The sequence below is a fragment of the Aerococcus sp. 1KP-2016 genome, assembly GCF_002252085.1.
Classification (GTDB): domain Bacteria; phylum Bacillota; class Bacilli; order Lactobacillales; family Aerococcaceae; genus Aerococcus.
Genome location: NZ_NEEY01000040.1, coordinates 1 through 15339 on the forward strand (window position 1 = coordinate 1; position 15339 = coordinate 15339).

Genomic DNA, 15339 nt, shown 5'->3' on the forward strand with positions numbered 1-15339 from the left:
GGCTAGAAGTGGAAGTGCAGCGATGTATGGAGCGGACTAGTACTAATCGGTCGAGGACTTATCCAATGGATATTAAGATTGTATGATGGAATACGGTTAACGACTTACAGATTCAGTTTTGAGCGAACAAAGCTCATATACACACGAAGATATTGTGTGGTGACGATGGCAAGAAGGTCACACCTGTTCCCATCTCGAACACAGAAGTTAAGCTTCTTAGCGCCGAATGTAGTTGGGGGTTTCCCCCTGTGAGACTAGGACGTCGCCATGCAAGTGTAAAAACCAGCGGTTAGCCGCTGGTTTTTTTGTGTCTTCATTTTATAGGATGTCTTTGCTTTAAAATCTAGCTTATACTAGAAGAAATGTAAATGAGGGGAAGAGTTTAATGTTTTATATTCGACCAATTACAAAAGAAGATAACCTTGTTATAGGAAAGATCATTCGTGATGTATTAGCGGAGAATCATTTAGACCAGCCAGGAACGGCATATTTTGACCCACAATTGGACTTTTTATATGATTACTATACAGGTATAGATGGTGGTCAGTATTGGGTTGTAACGAGCGATATTGGACTCTCAGGAGGTATTGGTATTGCACCAATAGATTTCCCTGAGAATACGCTAGGTAAAGTAGCTGAAGTACAGAAATTGTATTTGAATGCCAATGCTCGAGGATTAGGTTTGAGTAAAGAATTTATGAATCAGGTAATTTTCTATGCACAAGATTTTGGCTATGATTATTTGTATTTAGAAACTTTCCATACGTTGGAAGCAGCAATTTATTTATATGAAAAATTTGGATTTGAACGCATTGAAAAACCTTTGTTTGAAGGTGATCATACGACTATGGATGTGTTTATGGTGAAATCTTTAAAATAATATACATAAATATAATGAAGAGGCTGGGACAAAAGATTAAAATCATAGATTTTTCGTCCTTACAGTGTACGTTCCTTGTGAGCCGTGGGACCATTGAAAGCCAAGGTCTTTCAGTTTGAAATCGAGCCAAGGTCTCGATTTCATCCTCTTCCACGGCTAAGGAACTACACTTTCAGTCCTTTAACCTGTTCCAATGATATATTTCAATCAAAATTTATAAAATTTTTTTCAAAGTAAAAGGCGTACACAACTCTTATTAAGAATTGTGTACGCCTTTTTAGAGGCCTTTTGTCCCAGCCTCTTATTTGAAATTCATATTAAAAATAAGCGTTTTATGGAAAAAAGCCTATGTTCATTGCAGAAAGTATAATAAAATAGTTATATCAAAAGAAAAGGAAGTGATGAAATGTCATACTTACCACTGATTGGTATTTTAATTATTATTGTTGGTTTTGCAATGAAGCTAGACACAATCGCAGTTGTTGTCTTAGCAGGGTTGGTTACAGCATTAGTTTCAGGAATCTCGATTTCTGAATTTTTAGTGATGTTAGGTGAAGGTTTTGTCAAAAATAGACTAGTCACTATTTTTATTTTGACGTTACCGATGATTGGCTTGGCGGAAACGTATGGGTTGAAACATCAAGCTGTTCGTCTAATTAATAAGATGAAGGGAATGACAACAGGTTCTTTCTTAACACTGTATCTTTTCTTACGTGAATTAGCAGGTTTCCTATCTATTCGTATTGGTGGCCATCCACAATTTGTTCGTCCATTGGTGCAACCGATGGCTGAAGCTGCTGCAATTGCGAAGAATGGTGAAATCGATGATGCATCGAAGGAGAAGATTAAAGCTCAGTCAGCATCTGTGGAAAATATTGGGAACTTTTACGCACAAAATACTTTTGTGGCCAGTGCTGGAACGTTACTCATTTCGGGAACACTTGAGTCTTTAGGTTATGAAGTGTTGGCTGTAGAAGTAGCACGTGCGTCTATTCCAGTAGCAATCATTACATTTGTGATTACAGCAATTTATAATTATAGTTTTGATAAAAGATTGAATCACAAATACCAAAAAGGAGGTAAATAAGATGGAACAATTTTTTGCAACCGTATTAGAGATTTTCTATATTATTATTGGCCTCCAGTTTGCCTATACTGCCGTAAAGGTAATTCAATCTAATCAAGAAAAAAGAATTGGAACGGCTACCTTTTGGTTGGACTTAGCTATATTATTTGCATTTGGTAAATGGTTACCTGCGATTGTAGCGGGTATGTTAGTGTTCCTTTTGGCATTAATTACTTTGTTCAAACAATTTGCTACCGGTCATTTTGAACAGGATGAAGCGAAGGCTGAAGCTGGAGCCAACCGTTTTGGTAATAAAATTTTTATTCCTGTTATCGTGATGGCTTTAACTGCTTTAGTATTGGCACAATTTGTACCTTTATCTGGTGCTTCTGCGATCGGTATTGGTGCGATTGTAGCCTTGATTGTAGCCATCATATTGTTTAGGGCACCGATTCAAGAAGTATTATTTGAGTCTAATCGTAATGTGCAACAGGTAGGGGCAACCGCAATCTTACCACAGTTACTTGCAGCATTAGGGGTCATTTTTGTGAATGCAGGTGTGGGTGACATTGTTACTTCGATTTTTGGTAATTTAGTGCCTGAAGGTAGTCACTTTATTGGGGCTACAATGTATGTCATCGCAATGGTAGTCTTTACCATGATCATGGGGAATGCATTTGCGGCATTTACTGTAATCACAGCTGGAATTGGTATTCCATTTGTGATTATGCAAGGTGCGAATCCAGCAATCGCAGGGGCTTTGGCCATGACTGCGGGTTACTGTGGAACATTATTAACACCAATGGCGGGGAACTTTAACGCCTTACCTGTAGCATTACTAGAAATGAAAGATGAGTATGGTGTGATTCGTCAACAAGCACCAATCGCGCTTGTACTAATCATTGTACATATTGTATTAATGTATATTTGGGCATTTTAGGAGGTATTTAAATGAAAATTTTAGTAACAGGTTTTGATCCGTTCGGTGATGATATTATTAATCCATCGATAGAGGCTGTGAAGCGTCTGCCTGATGAGATCCATGGTGCGGAAATCATCAAATTGGAAATACCAACAATTTTTAATAAGAGTGCAGAAGTGGAGAAAGCAGCGATTGAGCAACACCATCCTGACTATGTATTAAATATTGGGCAAGCAGGTGGGCGTTTCGCCTTAACTCCTGAACGCGTGGCAATCAATGAGGATGATGCTCGTATTTCAGATAATGATGGACAACAACCGATTGACGAACCGATTAAAGAGGATGGAGAATCAGCTTATTTCAGTCAGTTACCAATTAAGGCAATGGTAACCTATATGAAAGAGGCGAACGTGCCAGCAGAGGTATCAAACACAGCGGGTACTTTTGTATGCAACCATATCATGTATCATTCGCTATACATGACGCATCATGATTATCCAGGAATTAAAGCAGGATTTATGCATATTCCTTTCTTGCCTGAACAAGTGACGAATCGGCCAAATACGCCGTCAATGGCATTGGATGATATCGTTCGTGGTATCGAAGCGGCACTTGCTGCTATCGTGGATTTTGATGGTAAGGAAGATTTAAAGGTTATAGGTGGCAAAACGCATTAGCAATGAAAAAAACGAGTCGATGGGAGGTCGACTCGTTTTTTGTATTTATCTTTCATTTGGGAGGAGAAAGATTTTAGAAGAAAAGTTTGTTTGGTTGAGGTGCTTGGTCAGACATGTCTAAACGCCCGCGCCTCATCCTTTATTGGGTATGCTTATATAATAGGGGATACGTTTGAAGAAAGCATGAAGGTTTTGACAAAAGTTGTGATGAAATTGTTTTATAAATATTATGATTTGCTTAAGTAGCTTAAATTTTGGAGAAACTTGCCAGCGTAAAAATTCGACAAAGGAATTTCGTGCATGCTATGATAAGGGTGTAAAAATTGTAGCCAACAAACAGCCGATGATTTTCAACGCTTTGCCATTAGTTGTGAGGGATGAATTGATGAATCACTTGTTTAAATCTTGGAATATGCTGTCAACACAGGTATTGAATGATTTACTAGGCCTTTGTGTGTTTGCGCCTGCACTTTTTGCAACGACAACATTGAAAAATATCATGAAAACCATAGCGTTAGGCCTTAGTGTCTGACGCTATTTTTTTATGGATTTTCACCCTTAGGAGGAGATATAAAATGAAAAAATGTATAATCTCTAATAAACAACATAAGACGCATGTTGCCTTTGTTAATCGGATGATGCATTCAAAGGTTGTTCCACCTTAAGGAGGTGATCCACAGGTATCTCGGTGCTAGCCGTTAATAGCTGGTTTTACATAAAACTACCCATAAAAATAACCACAAGGTACTGTTTCAAGCCTAAAAGCCGCTAGTTTGGTAGCAACGCTTGGAACACCTTGTGGTTTTTATTTAAGCTTTCTTACAATAATACGGCCGCAGCAAGGGCACGTTGAACATCAAATACAACGTCACCACCTTTGAATTGTAGGGAAATTGTTGGATATTCATTGCCTGATAGGAAGATTTTTACTTCAGCATCGATATCGAAGTTACCAGTTGATTCGACCGAGAAACGAGAAATTGATTTGTAAGGGATACTCATGAAATCACGCTTTTTGCCGGTTACGCCTTGTTTGTCCATTAAAATTAAGCGATATGATGTAAAAACAACCAAGTCTCGTAAAATATTATAGGATAGTTCAATTTGCTCGCCTGGAATCAATACTTTTTCTAGGGTTGCTGCTACCTTTTCTTTGTCTGCTTCCGATGCATTGCCGAATAATCCTGAAAATAGGCCCATTTTGGTCACTCCTCTGTGTTTTGGCGGTATTTACTAATTGTCATGTCCATTATACCGACCGGTTCAATTTTTAGTCAAACAAAGGCTTATGAGGCGAGAAATTGTAAGGAATTTGATATAATTTTATTTAAAGATACTTTAATATATAAAACATACTTAGGGGGACTATTATGGATTTAGAAATTAAAGAAGTAGACCACGGTTTTGCAATTTTCGATGAGACAGGTGATAAACGTATTGCTGAGATTGAATACCAACAAACAGCGGAAGATATCATCGTAGCAACACATACGTGGGTTGATCCGGTATTACGTGGCGAAGGCGTTGCGGAAAAATTGTTAACACGTTTAGTTGAATTCGCGGATGAAAAAGACATTCAAATTAAGGCATTATGCCCATATGTTGTGCGTAAATTTAACGAAGAACCTGAGAAGTACGATTTCATTAATGCCGATAAATAAGTAGTTTCGCAGAGGTTAGGGAGATCCTAGCCTCTTTTTTTGTATGGGTGAGTGCAGGAGTGAGATGGGTGTCCTGATTGGGATGTCTTTCTTTTTGCCAATAAATTCGCTAAAATGAATACATCTAGAGGATGGAAGAGGTGCGAGAATGAAATATATTCAATTATTAGAAGATTTGTCCAATGCTTACGGTGCGCCGGGCTTTGAGGATGATGTGGTTGCGGTGGTGAAGGCTAACAAAGGTGATTTCACGCTACAAGAGGACGCAATGAAGAATTTGTATTTGAATTTTGCGGACTTGGATCCGAATAAACCGACGATTATGCTGGATTCGCATATGGATGAAGTGGGTTTTATGGTGCAAGCGATTGATGAGAATGGTTTGTTATTGATGCAAGCTTTGGGTGGCTGGACGGCTGCTTCTGCGCAATCTCAGGCTTTTATGGTGCGGACTAAGGATCATTCTTATGTACCAGCGATTGCGACGAGTAAACCAATTCATTTCATGTCGGCTGCTGAACGCCAAAAACCGATTGCTTTGGAAGATTTGAAGTTGGATATTGGAGCTACGAGCCGTGATGAAGTCATCAATGATTTTGGCATTGAAGTGGGTCAACCAGTGGTGCCTGCGACGAAGTTCCAAGTGAATGAACGTAACGGGATGATGATTGGTAAAGCTTTTGATAACCGTCTTGGTGTGGCGGCAACGCTGGCTGTTTTCAATGAATTGGGGCCGGATGCGGTCAAGGCTTTGCCGTTTAACTTGGTTGGTGCCTTTGCCACACAAGAAGAGGTTGGGTTGCGTGGTGCGAAAGTAACAAGCAGCCGTGTGAATCCTCAAGCTGCTATTGTTTTTGAGGGTACGCCGTCGGACGATTATGCTAAATCAACGACATTAGGTCAAGGACGTGTCAAACAAGGTCCTCAATTGCGGTACCGTGATTCTACCTACATTGCGAGCGATCATTTCAATGCTATGATTGTGGCTGCAGGTGAAAAAGCCGGCATCCATATTCAAAAGGCTGTTCGTGATGGTGGTGGTACCAATGCGGGTTCAATCCACACTGCCCATAACGGGGTGCCCGTTGCAACATTGGGTATGCCAACACGCTACGCGCATACACATTACTTGATTTCTGCTTACCAAGATTTCCAAGATACGGTTGATTTAACTGTAGCCTTCTTGAAAGACCTGACTGCGGAAGATTTAGTGTTTACTGATTTGCAAACACTGTAAGAGGGATTTTTGATATAAAAGACAAAACGACATCGATTGGGTGTCGTTTTTTTATCATATAAATTATTTACAAAATAAAAGGGTAATTTGCGTAAGCGATTTCAATATAGTGGTATAATAATAGTGAACAAAGGAGCAAGGGAGGGAACGAGAGATGTTAGAAGACATTAAACAAATTTTAGTACCGGTTGATGATTCTGAGCATAGTAAAGAGGCGTTTCGAAATGCAGTCGAAATTGCGAGAAAAGCTGGTGCGAAGGTAGATGTGCTATCCGTTGTAACTGATGATTATGTGTTTGGTGATATTCGAATTTCTGAATCTGATAAGGAAAAGATGAAGTTGCGTACCTTAGAAAGTCTGGAAAAATACGTTGAGTATGGCAAGAATAGAAAGTTCACTGATATTCGTACTTTCACTACTTTTGGTAACCCTAGAAGGGAAATTGCTAAGATTGCTAATGAAGGGGATTACCAATTAGTGGTAATCGGTGCAACAGGTAAGGGTGCGGTTTCTCGTGCGCTTGTTGGCTCTGTTGCCGAATACACCGTTCGTTTATCTCAAATCCCTGTGCTAGTGATTAAATAATTGTGTGCGTAAGTTTTAATACCCAAAGAAAGAGGAGGGTTTATGATGACAGTCACAGACTACAAGAAAATAGTATTACCGGTTGATGGATCTGACGCATCTTATCGTGCATTCCGCGAAGCAGTTGCGATTGCGAAACGAAATGATGCAGAGTTAATCGTCTTACATGTCTTAGATGATTTTGTTAGATTTGCAAATCCGGATGCATCAATCAAGTTGTATGAAGAAACGCGTGTTGATGCGCTGGAAATCCTTGATTCTTACCAAAAAGAGGCGGAAGAACTTGGCTTTACCCATGTGACCCTAGAAGTGATTAAGGGTGATGCACGATATGGTATTGTTGAATTTGCTGATACCAATAAGGCTGACTTAGTAGTCGTTGGTGCGACTGGTAAAGGTGCGATTGAACGGGCTATGATGGGTTCTGTTTCTGAATATGTCGTACGTAATGTGAAGGCCCATGTGTTAGTAGTGAAATAAGTATAGATGTGCTTTTCCGGGGTGAATTGAATGCCATCTCGGATTTTTCTGTATTTTTAGCGAAATTGGGTTATAATTAATTAAAAATACATGAGAAAAATGGAGGCTATTATGAAAACAAATAACTTGTCGTTGTCGGTGTAGGCCACGTAGGTTCATACGTATTAGCAGATGCGATGAAAGCTGGCGTGTTTGGTGAAATTGGTGTGATTGATATCAAGGAAAATGTGGCTCGTGGTGAGGCTTTAGACCAAGAACAAGGCCGCGCTTTAACCTACATGAATAACATTAAAGTTACACACGGTGGTTATGAACAAACTGATGATGCAGATGTGATCATCATCGCAGCTGGAAATTCAATTATCCCTGATCCAGATAATCCAACTGCTGAGCCAGACCGTGCAAGTCTTGCAAAGATTACGAGTCAAACCATTCGTGACGTAATGGGGAATATCACAGCACATACGCGTGAAGCAATTATCATTGTGATCACGAATCCATTAGATACGATTCTTTACATCGCAGAAAATGAATTCTACTATCCAGCTGGTAAAATTTTCGGTACGGGTACGATGCTCGATTCTGCTCGTTTACGTAATGTGTTCGCCAATGCCTATAACGTTGACCCTAAATCTGTTGTGGGCTACATGATGGGTGAACACGGTGCGACTGCTTTCCCAGTTTAAGTCACTTAAATATTCAAGGTGTGCCATATGCTGATCTTGACACTTACTTAGACCGTGATCCAAAAGTTGATTTATCTAGCCCGGAAGATATTAAAGCCAATGTTGTAACAGCGGCCTATGATGTTTTCAACGGGAAAGGTTGGACGAACGCTGGTGTTGCAATATCTGCAGTTACAATGGCTAAGGCAGTCGTCTTAGATGAACGTTCAATCTATCCAGCTTCAACGACCTTACGTGGCGAATATGGTTACGACGGAAATGTTGCGCTATCTATGCCATGCGTAATTGGTATCAATGGTGTGGAAAAACGAATTCCAGTCGCTTTGAATGAATGGGAAGAAGCTAAGTTGCATGAATCAGCTGCCTACATTCAAGAAGCAATGAAAGATGCGGGCGTGAAATTTTAATATTTAATTGATAAGAGGGGGGTGAAATGACGCCGGATGCGTTCATTTCATCCTTTTTTATCTTTTTGGTGGAATTTGGGATGCAACATCACGGTAGGCATGTTCATGATTTAGCAAATAGGGGGGAGTAGTAAAGAATGAGTTTTCGTATTTGAAAAGTTGGTGGATTTTGTAAAGAATGAGTTTTCATATTTGAAAAATTGGCGGGTTTAGTAAAAAATGAGCTTTCGTACTTGAAAAGCGGTGGACTTAGTTAAATATGAGCTTTCATATTTGAAAAATTGGTGGTCACAGTAAAGTATGAGCTTTCATATTTGAAAAAATGACCGGTTTAGTAAAGTATGAGCTTTCATATTTGAAAAAATGACCGAAGCAGTAAGGAATGTGTATGAAAAAAGCGATTAGGGCTAAAATCTAGCTACTAATCGCTTTTCCTATGCTATTACTATGTCACAAGCTGTTATCCTAGGGCAACGTCTAATGTCATCATGACACCGAAACCAACTAACAAGGCGATGGTTGCGATATCTGAGTTACCATGTGATTGAGATTCTGGAATCAATTGTTCAACACAGACGAAGATCATTGCACCTGCAGCAAAGGCTAGGGCGTATGGTAAAATAACGGTAACTTGTGAAACAAGTAACGCACCAATTGCTGCACCAACAATTTCTACTAAGGCAGAGGCTTGTCCTAATTGGAAGGCACGCCATTTGCTAGCACCTTCAGCACGGATGGGCATGGATAAGGCTGCACCTTCTGGGAAGTTTTGTAGCCCGATACCCATTGTAAGCACCATGGCACTTACTAAAGAGGATAGGCCTAATTCTTGGGCACCGAAACCGACACCAACAGATAAACCTCGGGTATATTATGGATAGTCACGGCTAAGAATAATAGGGTTGTTGCAGGTAATTTAGTTTTTGGCCCTTCTGCATCAGTCCTGTTTTTACCCATATGTAAATGGGGGGTAATGTAGTCAATACCACGTAAGAATAAACCACCGACAAGGAAACCAACTAAGGCAGGAAAGAAGGCCATTCTACCCCAACCGGCATCCACGGACGCTTCGATTGAGGGGGCTAATAGGGACCAGAAACTTGCTGCAATCATAACACCAGCGGCAAAACCATTCATTATATCAAGGACTCTACGGTTAATATCATTGAAGAAAAATACTAATGCTGAGCCAAGAGTCGTCATGAGCCAAGTGAACACGCCGGCCAGCGTGGCTTGTAAAACGGGGTTGGCATTTGCAAACCAATCTAACATTTTTGAGTCACTCCTTTTTTCTAATTGTTCATTCTTATTATAAATCATTTGGCAAAGCATTTCATTAAATTTAGCAAAGTTTCACAAAAATATTTTGGTTAACCAAAAACATTAAGAAGAATAAATTATGAGCAAGAAGTATTTACCAAACATGTAAAATAGGGTATACTATCTATGAACTTACAAAAAGTAAGCGATTTAACAAATACGTAAACCATACAATAAATATAGATATAAACATACGAAACTTAATTAAGGGGTAAAATAATGGAAAAACAATTTTTTAATGACGTAACAATTTCAACGGTTACTTACCGTGTCAAAGACTTAAACAAAATGAAACGCTACTATAATGAAGCAATTGGTCTACACATCTTAAAAGATGAAGAAGTGCCAGGTATTGTTGAATTAGGTATGAAAGGTGAAGAAACACCACTTTTAATCTTAGATGGGTCTAAAGATTACAAACTAATCACGGGGCCTAAGAATGGTTTATACCATACTGCATGGTTATTACCAAGTCGTGCAGCCCTAGGTGATGTTTTATACCGTATGCTTTTAAATAGAACACCACTTTCTGGTGCATCTGACCATGCTTATTCAGAAGCTTTATACTTACAAGATCCAGAAGACAATGGTATCGAAATTTACGCAGACCGTGATTCAGCTGGCTGGACACATGACGCTAATGGCGGTGTTGTTGGGGTTACAGAAGCTATGGATGCTGAAGGGGTACTAGCTAGCCGTTCATCTGACGAACCTAAAAAATTCTTCCCTAATGGAACAATCATCGGTCACTTACATTTATCATCTGATAAAGTAGAAGAATTCTTTGGTTTCTTACGTGATGAATTACAATTAGTAGAACAAATGGGCTTCCCTGGTAACGTTCACTTCACGTCATATTCTAACTACCATCACCATGTAGCGATTAACACTTGGGGTTCAGAAAGAATGGTACCTTACGCTGACGACCAAACTGGTTTAGCGGCTTATACTTTAACTTACCACAACGAAGATTTATACAAGGAAATCGTTGCGAAATTAAAAGCAAATAATCGTGTCGTTGCCGAAGAAGAAAACTTGGTAACTGCAAAAGACGCTAATGGCGTAACAGTATACGTAGCTTTTAAATAATTAACGGCAACAATCATCTTTTACGAAAAATAATATACCAAAAATGGCTGGGAAATGAATATTTCTCAGTCATTTTTGGTTGATAAATGCCATACTATGCCCTACGGCTACTCACGTGTTCGTCTGTACCTAACACTATCGTTCATATATTCGAAAATAAGAACGAAGAAATGAGTGGTATGATTGGCAAAAGCGATAATTACGGTTTTGCATAATTTCGAAAAGGATGGTAATAATCATGACGGATAAACATATTGAAACGGTATTGGCACAAATTGGTAACCGTAGCGACAAATCTTATGGCGCAATTAACACACCGCTATATTTCTCAACTGCATACAAACATCCTGGTTTAGGCCAATCTACTGGTTATGACTATACGCGGACAGCTAACCCAACTCGTGACGTTTTACAACAAGCAATTGCTGCTTTGGAAAACGGCGAACAAGGTTTTGCGACATCTTCTGGTATGGCTGCCATCCAATTAGTTATTGAAGGTTTATTAGATTCTGGTGACCGTGTTGTGACCTTACAAGATTTATACGGTGGATCATACCGTTATTTCCATCATTTAGAAGAAAAAGGCTTCTACAACTTTACTTACTGTTTAAATGAAGCTGAGTTATACGCTGAAATTGAAAAGGGTGCACAATTAGTCTTCATTGAAACCCCAACAAACCCAATGATGGTAGAATTTGATATTCAAGCAATCTCGGAAAAAGCACATGCCGTGGGCGCAATTGTAGTAGTTGACAACACGTTCTATACGCCAGTTATCCAACGACCTTTAGAAGATGGGGCAGACGTCGTCCTACATTCTGCGACCAAATATATCGGTGGTCATAATGATGTGTTAGGTGGGTTAGTGGTCAGCAAAGGCCAAGCTATCAATACAAAATTAACATTCCAATTAAATACAACAGGTGCTACGTTAGATCCGTTTGCCTGTTGGTTAATTATCCGTGGGTTGAAAACACTGGCTGTTCGTTTACAACAACATGAAAAGAACGCCAAGGCATTGGTTGCAGCGCTAGAAGCACACGATGCAGTTGAAAAAGTGTATTATGCTGGACGTGGAGGTATGGTGACCTTTGCGGTGAAGGATGAATCAATCATTAAAGATGCTTTGAACAAGTTGCATATTTTTACCTTTGCAGAAAGTTTGGGTGGAGTTGAGAGTTTAATTACCTATCCAGAGACGCAAACGCATGCGGATATTCCGACTGAATTGCGGGCCAAATATGGTCTAACTAACAAGATTTTACGTATTTCTACAGGGATTGAGAATAGCGAAGATCTTGTGGCGGATATCAATCAAGCTTTTCAAGTATAATTTGTGCATTTGTGAGCAGATTTAATGTAAAAATAGATAGACTAGTGTAACATTTAAAAATGTGAGTGTAGTCGTTAAAAGGGGAGGATGAGAACGCCATGAATTTTCAAAAATTAAAGTATGCGGTTGTTGTTGCAGATAGTGGGTCATTCCGTGAGGCTGCTAGACGACTCTTCATGGCACAATCAAGTTTATCAACGGCCATTCGTGAGCTTGAAGAAGAGTATGACATTCAAATTTTTGAACGTACAAAACGGGGGATTTTTATTACTGAAGAAGGAAGCGAATTCCTTTCTTACGCCCGTGATGTGCTGTCACAAGTTTCTGTCATGGAAAATCGCTATTTAGATGCTAACCAAAAGAAATTATTTTCTATTTCTAGTCAGCATTATGATTTTGTTTCTGAAGCCTTTGCGATTTTATTAGCAACGGATGAAGAACATACCCACCATTACCGCTTGTTGGAAACTTCAACAACGCATGTAATGGAAAATGTGAAAAATGCCTACTCAGAAATCGGTATTTTGTATATGAATGCCTACAATCAAAAGGTAATCAAACAATACTTAAACCACAATGAGTTGCAATACACAGAAATGGGTACGTTCCAGCCGCACGTTTTCGTTGGTATTAACCACCCCTTAGCAGACCGGGAAACTGTTACGCAAGCCGACTTGTTAGCATACCCATCTGTTACTTTCGAGCAAGCACAAGGTTCTTCAGCCCAACTAACTGAAGAAGCCCTTGACTTGGCTGAAGAGTCTACACAAGCAACCGTTTACGTTAGTGACCGGGCAACTTCTATCAATGTTCTTGTCAAAACGGAAGCTATCTTAGTTGGTACGGGTATTTTGACTTCACCCTTCCGCGATATGATGCGTACCATCCCTATCGTTGATGCTGAGGCCAACCATATGATTTATATTCAAAATAAATACCGTAAACTAAGTGCTGAAGCCGAGCATTTCATTGAAATATTAGCTGACCAATTACTGATGTAATCGGTGTTGCTGGTGATGAACCAGCATAAATTATATTTTTATATTGGGGGAAAAGAAATGGCAGTCGTATTAACACTTGTCGTATTTGTGCTTGTACTTTTATTCTTGAACCGTTTAGCTCGCCAACACGTGAAATATGCTAACCGTGTATTCATTGGTTTAGGTATTGGTATTGTATTTGGTATTGCTATTCAATTATTATTCGGCTCAGATTCAAGTACAACGACAACAATTTTAGATTGGGTCAACATTGTAGGGAACGGTTATGTAAGCTTCTTGCAAATGTTAGTAGTACCTTTGATCTTCGTATCATTAGTTCGTGCCTTTACTCGTGTAGAGGGTGGAAATAATTTAGGTAAAATTGGGGCTAGTGTCCTATCTATCTTAATTATTACCGTAGCTATCGCATCATTCGTAGGTTTAGCAATTGCTTTATTATTCAATTTAGATGGTGCCCAATTTACACAAGGCGCAGCTGAAACAGCGCGTATCGCATATATCCAAGAACGCCAAGCTGAAATTGCGGATACAACATTACCGCAACAAATCTTATCATTTGTTCCAACAAACATTTTTGAAGACTTAGCCGGGTTACGCCAATCTTCTAACTTGGCCGTAGTGATCTTCTCAGCCTTTGTAGGTGTTGCCTACCTAGGTATTGCGAAGAAACACCCAGAAGAAGCAAGCTACTTCAAAAAAATGATCGATACTTTAGACGTCATCGTTTCAAGAATCGTAACGTTAGTATTGCGTATGGCACCTTATGGTATCTTCGCATTGATGGTAAAAGCATTAGCATCATCTAGTTTCCAAGCCTTAATCAACATGGCAACATTTGTGGTTGCAGCTTATGTAGCAATCATCATCATGTTTGCTATCCATGCAATTATTTTGGCAGGTTTCAAGATCAGTCCAATCAACTACTTCAAGAAAGCAAGTAATGTATTGAGCTTTGCCTTCACTTCTCGTTCAAGTGGTGGTGCCTTACCATTAAATATCGAAACACAAACGGAATCATTAGGTGTTGACGATGCTACAGCTAACTTTGCTGCAACATTTGGTTTATCTATTGGTCAAAATGGTTGTGCAGGTATCTACCCAACAATGTTGGTTGCCATCGTTGCACCAACAGTAGGGTTAGACTTATCTGATCCAATGGTTTGGTTAACAATCATTGGCACTGTTGTTATTTCATCATTCGGTGTGGCCGGTGTTGGTGGTGGTGCAACATTCGCATCATTAATCGTCTTCGGTACATTAGGTTTACCAGTTGAAATCATTGGTTTAATGGTTTCTATCGAACCAATCGTAGACATGGGACGTACAGCCTTAAATGTAAACGACTCTATTCTAGCTGGTGTGGTAACTTCTAAACGTTTAGGTACGCTAGACGAAGAAGTATTCAATAACCCGGATGCACAAATCGAAGTAGCATAATAATAAGAGTGCGACAAAAACCGATCAGCCCTCAACCAGTGGAAGATTTGCGCCCGTGATGACGGTAGTCATCGCCAGCTAATCTGAAGTGGGCAGAGGGTTGGTTCTTGGAGCAGGTTTCCGAAGAGTGCGACAAGAGGCGCTTAGATTTGAACCGTTGGAAGAAAATGAACTTAAAGCCCGTACTTTGGGATTTAAGGATTTTTCTGAAACGCAGTCAAATCTGCCTCTTGGAGCAGGTTTTAAAAGCGCACGATTCAAAACCGTACAAATAAATGAAATAAACCCTAGCAGGATTGTATAATGTCCTGCTAGGGTTTTTTCTTTAAGTGAAAGGGGGTGGCAAACCAATCTTGTTTATAATTGTACATATACATCGTTATTTTTAGAAGGGGGAAAGTTCAGGGTGTTTTGGTTTTCATTTTTTCTCATCAATATACTCAAAAGCAGTTCTAATTTCCAGTTTTCATCTATTTAAAATCGGATATAAACAATCTCGCAAAAATATGCACCAATCCTCATCAAATTCATATGTCATTTTGTGTTTTCATACAAAA

At 39.4% G+C, this 15339-nt stretch carries 14 protein-coding genes, 1 rRNA gene and 2 pseudogenes; 15 read left to right on the forward strand and 2 right to left on the reverse strand.

Annotated elements, in window-relative coordinates; genetic code table 11:
* The first annotated feature begins 155 nt into the window (after positions 1-155).
* The 5 genes from rrf to pcp all read left to right on the forward strand — a co-directional run bounded on the left by rrf (position 156) and on the right by pcp (position 3545).
* A 5S ribosomal RNA gene (gene rrf / locus B9P78_RS07325) occupies positions 156-271 on the forward strand.
* Positions 272-385: 114 nt separating this feature from the next.
* The gene (locus B9P78_RS07330) at positions 386-880 is read left to right on the forward strand and encodes a GNAT family N-acetyltransferase (RefSeq protein ID WP_094518843.1); all 495 of its coding nucleotides are present in this window, start codon (positions 386-388) and stop codon (positions 878-880) included.
* Positions 881-1286: 406 nt separating this feature from the next.
* On the forward strand, positions 1287-1967 hold the full coding sequence (locus B9P78_RS07335) for a DUF969 domain-containing protein (RefSeq protein WP_094518844.1): 681 nt from the start codon (positions 1287-1289) through the stop codon (positions 1965-1967).
* 1 nt (position 1968) lies between these two features.
* The gene (locus tag B9P78_RS07340; protein WP_094518845.1) at positions 1969-2886 is read left to right on the forward strand and encodes a DUF979 domain-containing protein; all 918 of its coding nucleotides are present in this window, start codon (positions 1969-1971) and stop codon (positions 2884-2886) included.
* A gap of 11 nt (positions 2887-2897) precedes the next feature.
* Complete coding sequence (gene pcp, locus B9P78_RS07345) at positions 2898-3545, forward strand: pyroglutamyl-peptidase I (protein ID WP_094518846.1); 648 nt, start codon at positions 2898-2900, stop codon at positions 3543-3545.
* Positions 3546-4364: 819 nt separating this feature from the next.
* Here pcp and B9P78_RS07360 read toward each other — a convergent pair.
* The gene (locus B9P78_RS07360) at positions 4365-4745 is read right to left on the reverse strand and encodes a PH domain-containing protein (protein WP_094518849.1); all 381 of its coding nucleotides are present in this window, start codon (positions 4743-4745) and stop codon (positions 4365-4367) included.
* A gap of 170 nt (positions 4746-4915) precedes the next feature.
* Between B9P78_RS07360 and B9P78_RS07365 the strand changes: the two genes are divergently transcribed.
* The 5 genes and pseudogenes from B9P78_RS07365 (at position 4916) to B9P78_RS10715 (ending at position 8602) form a co-directional block, all read left to right on the forward strand.
* Positions 4916-5206: a GNAT family N-acetyltransferase gene (locus B9P78_RS07365; protein ID WP_094518850.1), complete on the forward strand. Its 291-nt coding sequence runs from the start codon at positions 4916-4918 to the stop codon at positions 5204-5206.
* 148 nt (positions 5207-5354) lie between these two features.
* Positions 5355-6443: a M42 family metallopeptidase gene (locus B9P78_RS07370; RefSeq protein ID WP_094518851.1), complete on the forward strand. Its 1089-nt coding sequence runs from the start codon at positions 5355-5357 to the stop codon at positions 6441-6443.
* A 154-nt stretch (positions 6444-6597) separates the two neighbouring features.
* Positions 6598-7029, forward strand: a complete 432-nt coding sequence (locus B9P78_RS07375) for a universal stress protein (RefSeq protein WP_094518852.1) — start codon at positions 6598-6600, stop codon at positions 7027-7029.
* A 42-nt stretch (positions 7030-7071) separates the two neighbouring features.
* Complete coding sequence (locus B9P78_RS07380; protein ID WP_233487779.1) at positions 7072-7509, forward strand: universal stress protein; 438 nt, start codon at positions 7072-7074, stop codon at positions 7507-7509.
* 176 nt (positions 7510-7685) lie between these two features.
* A pseudogene (locus B9P78_RS10715) lies at positions 7686-8602 on the forward strand (L-lactate dehydrogenase).
* A 460-nt stretch (positions 8603-9062) separates the two neighbouring features.
* Here B9P78_RS10715 and B9P78_RS07390 read toward each other — a convergent pair.
* Positions 9063-9874, reverse strand: a pseudogene (locus B9P78_RS07390) (ZIP family metal transporter).
* A 267-nt stretch (positions 9875-10141) separates the two neighbouring features.
* Between B9P78_RS07390 and B9P78_RS07395 the strand changes: the two are divergent.
* From B9P78_RS07395 to B9P78_RS09810, 5 genes are all read left to right on the forward strand, one after another.
* Positions 10142-11011: a VOC family protein gene (locus tag B9P78_RS07395; protein WP_094518854.1), complete on the forward strand. Its 870-nt coding sequence runs from the start codon at positions 10142-10144 to the stop codon at positions 11009-11011.
* 238 nt (positions 11012-11249) lie between these two features.
* Positions 11250-12344 carry a PLP-dependent transferase gene (locus B9P78_RS07400; RefSeq protein ID WP_233487782.1) on the forward strand — a complete coding sequence of 365 codons (1095 nt, stop codon included), beginning with the start codon at positions 11250-11252 and terminating at the stop codon, positions 12342-12344.
* 98 nt (positions 12345-12442) lie between these two features.
* Positions 12443-13345, forward strand: a complete 903-nt coding sequence (locus B9P78_RS07405; RefSeq protein WP_233487783.1) for a LysR family transcriptional regulator — start codon at positions 12443-12445, stop codon at positions 13343-13345.
* Between the two features lie 57 nt (positions 13346-13402).
* Positions 13403-14782, forward strand: a complete 1380-nt coding sequence (locus B9P78_RS07410) for an L-cystine transporter (protein WP_094518855.1) — start codon at positions 13403-13405, stop codon at positions 14780-14782.
* A 127-nt stretch (positions 14783-14909) separates the two neighbouring features.
* Positions 14910-15086 (forward strand): hypothetical protein, encoded by a 177-nt coding sequence (locus B9P78_RS09810; RefSeq protein WP_158520585.1) that lies wholly within the window; start codon positions 14910-14912, stop codon positions 15084-15086.
* Positions 15087-15339: the final 253 nt, after the last annotated feature.

Excerpts from the sequence above, each read along its gene's own strand:
- B9P78_RS07395 (WP_094518854.1), top strand. The coding sequence starts at position 10,142 with ATGGAAAAACAATTTTTTAATGACGTAACAATTTCAACGGTTACTTAC.
- B9P78_RS07375 (WP_094518852.1), top strand. The coding sequence starts at position 6,598 with ATGTTAGAAGACATTAAACAAATTTTAGTACCGGTTGATGATTCTGAG.
- B9P78_RS07380 (WP_233487779.1), top strand. The coding sequence starts at position 7,072 with ATGATGACAGTCACAGACTACAAGAAAATAGTATTACCGGTTGATGGA.
- B9P78_RS07360 (WP_094518849.1), bottom strand. The coding sequence starts at position 4,745 with ATGGGCCTATTTTCAGGATTATTCGGCAATGCATCGGAAGCAGACAAA.
- B9P78_RS07405 (WP_233487783.1), top strand. The coding sequence starts at position 12,443 with ATGAATTTTCAAAAATTAAAGTATGCGGTTGTTGTTGCAGATAGTGGG.
- B9P78_RS07365 (WP_094518850.1), top strand. The coding sequence starts at position 4,916 with ATGGATTTAGAAATTAAAGAAGTAGACCACGGTTTTGCAATTTTCGAT.
- B9P78_RS07370 (WP_094518851.1), top strand. The coding sequence starts at position 5,355 with ATGAAATATATTCAATTATTAGAAGATTTGTCCAATGCTTACGGTGCG.
- pcp (WP_094518846.1), top strand. The coding sequence starts at position 2,898 with ATGAAAATTTTAGTAACAGGTTTTGATCCGTTCGGTGATGATATTATT.
- B9P78_RS07340 (WP_094518845.1), top strand. The coding sequence starts at position 1,969 with ATGGAACAATTTTTTGCAACCGTATTAGAGATTTTCTATATTATTATT.
- B9P78_RS07335 (WP_094518844.1), top strand. The coding sequence starts at position 1,287 with ATGTCATACTTACCACTGATTGGTATTTTAATTATTATTGTTGGTTTT.
- B9P78_RS07410 (WP_094518855.1), top strand. The coding sequence starts at position 13,403 with ATGGCAGTCGTATTAACACTTGTCGTATTTGTGCTTGTACTTTTATTC.
- B9P78_RS07400 (WP_233487782.1), top strand. The coding sequence starts at position 11,250 with ATGACGGATAAACATATTGAAACGGTATTGGCACAAATTGGTAACCGT.
- B9P78_RS07330 (WP_094518843.1), top strand. The coding sequence starts at position 386 with ATGTTTTATATTCGACCAATTACAAAAGAAGATAACCTTGTTATAGGA.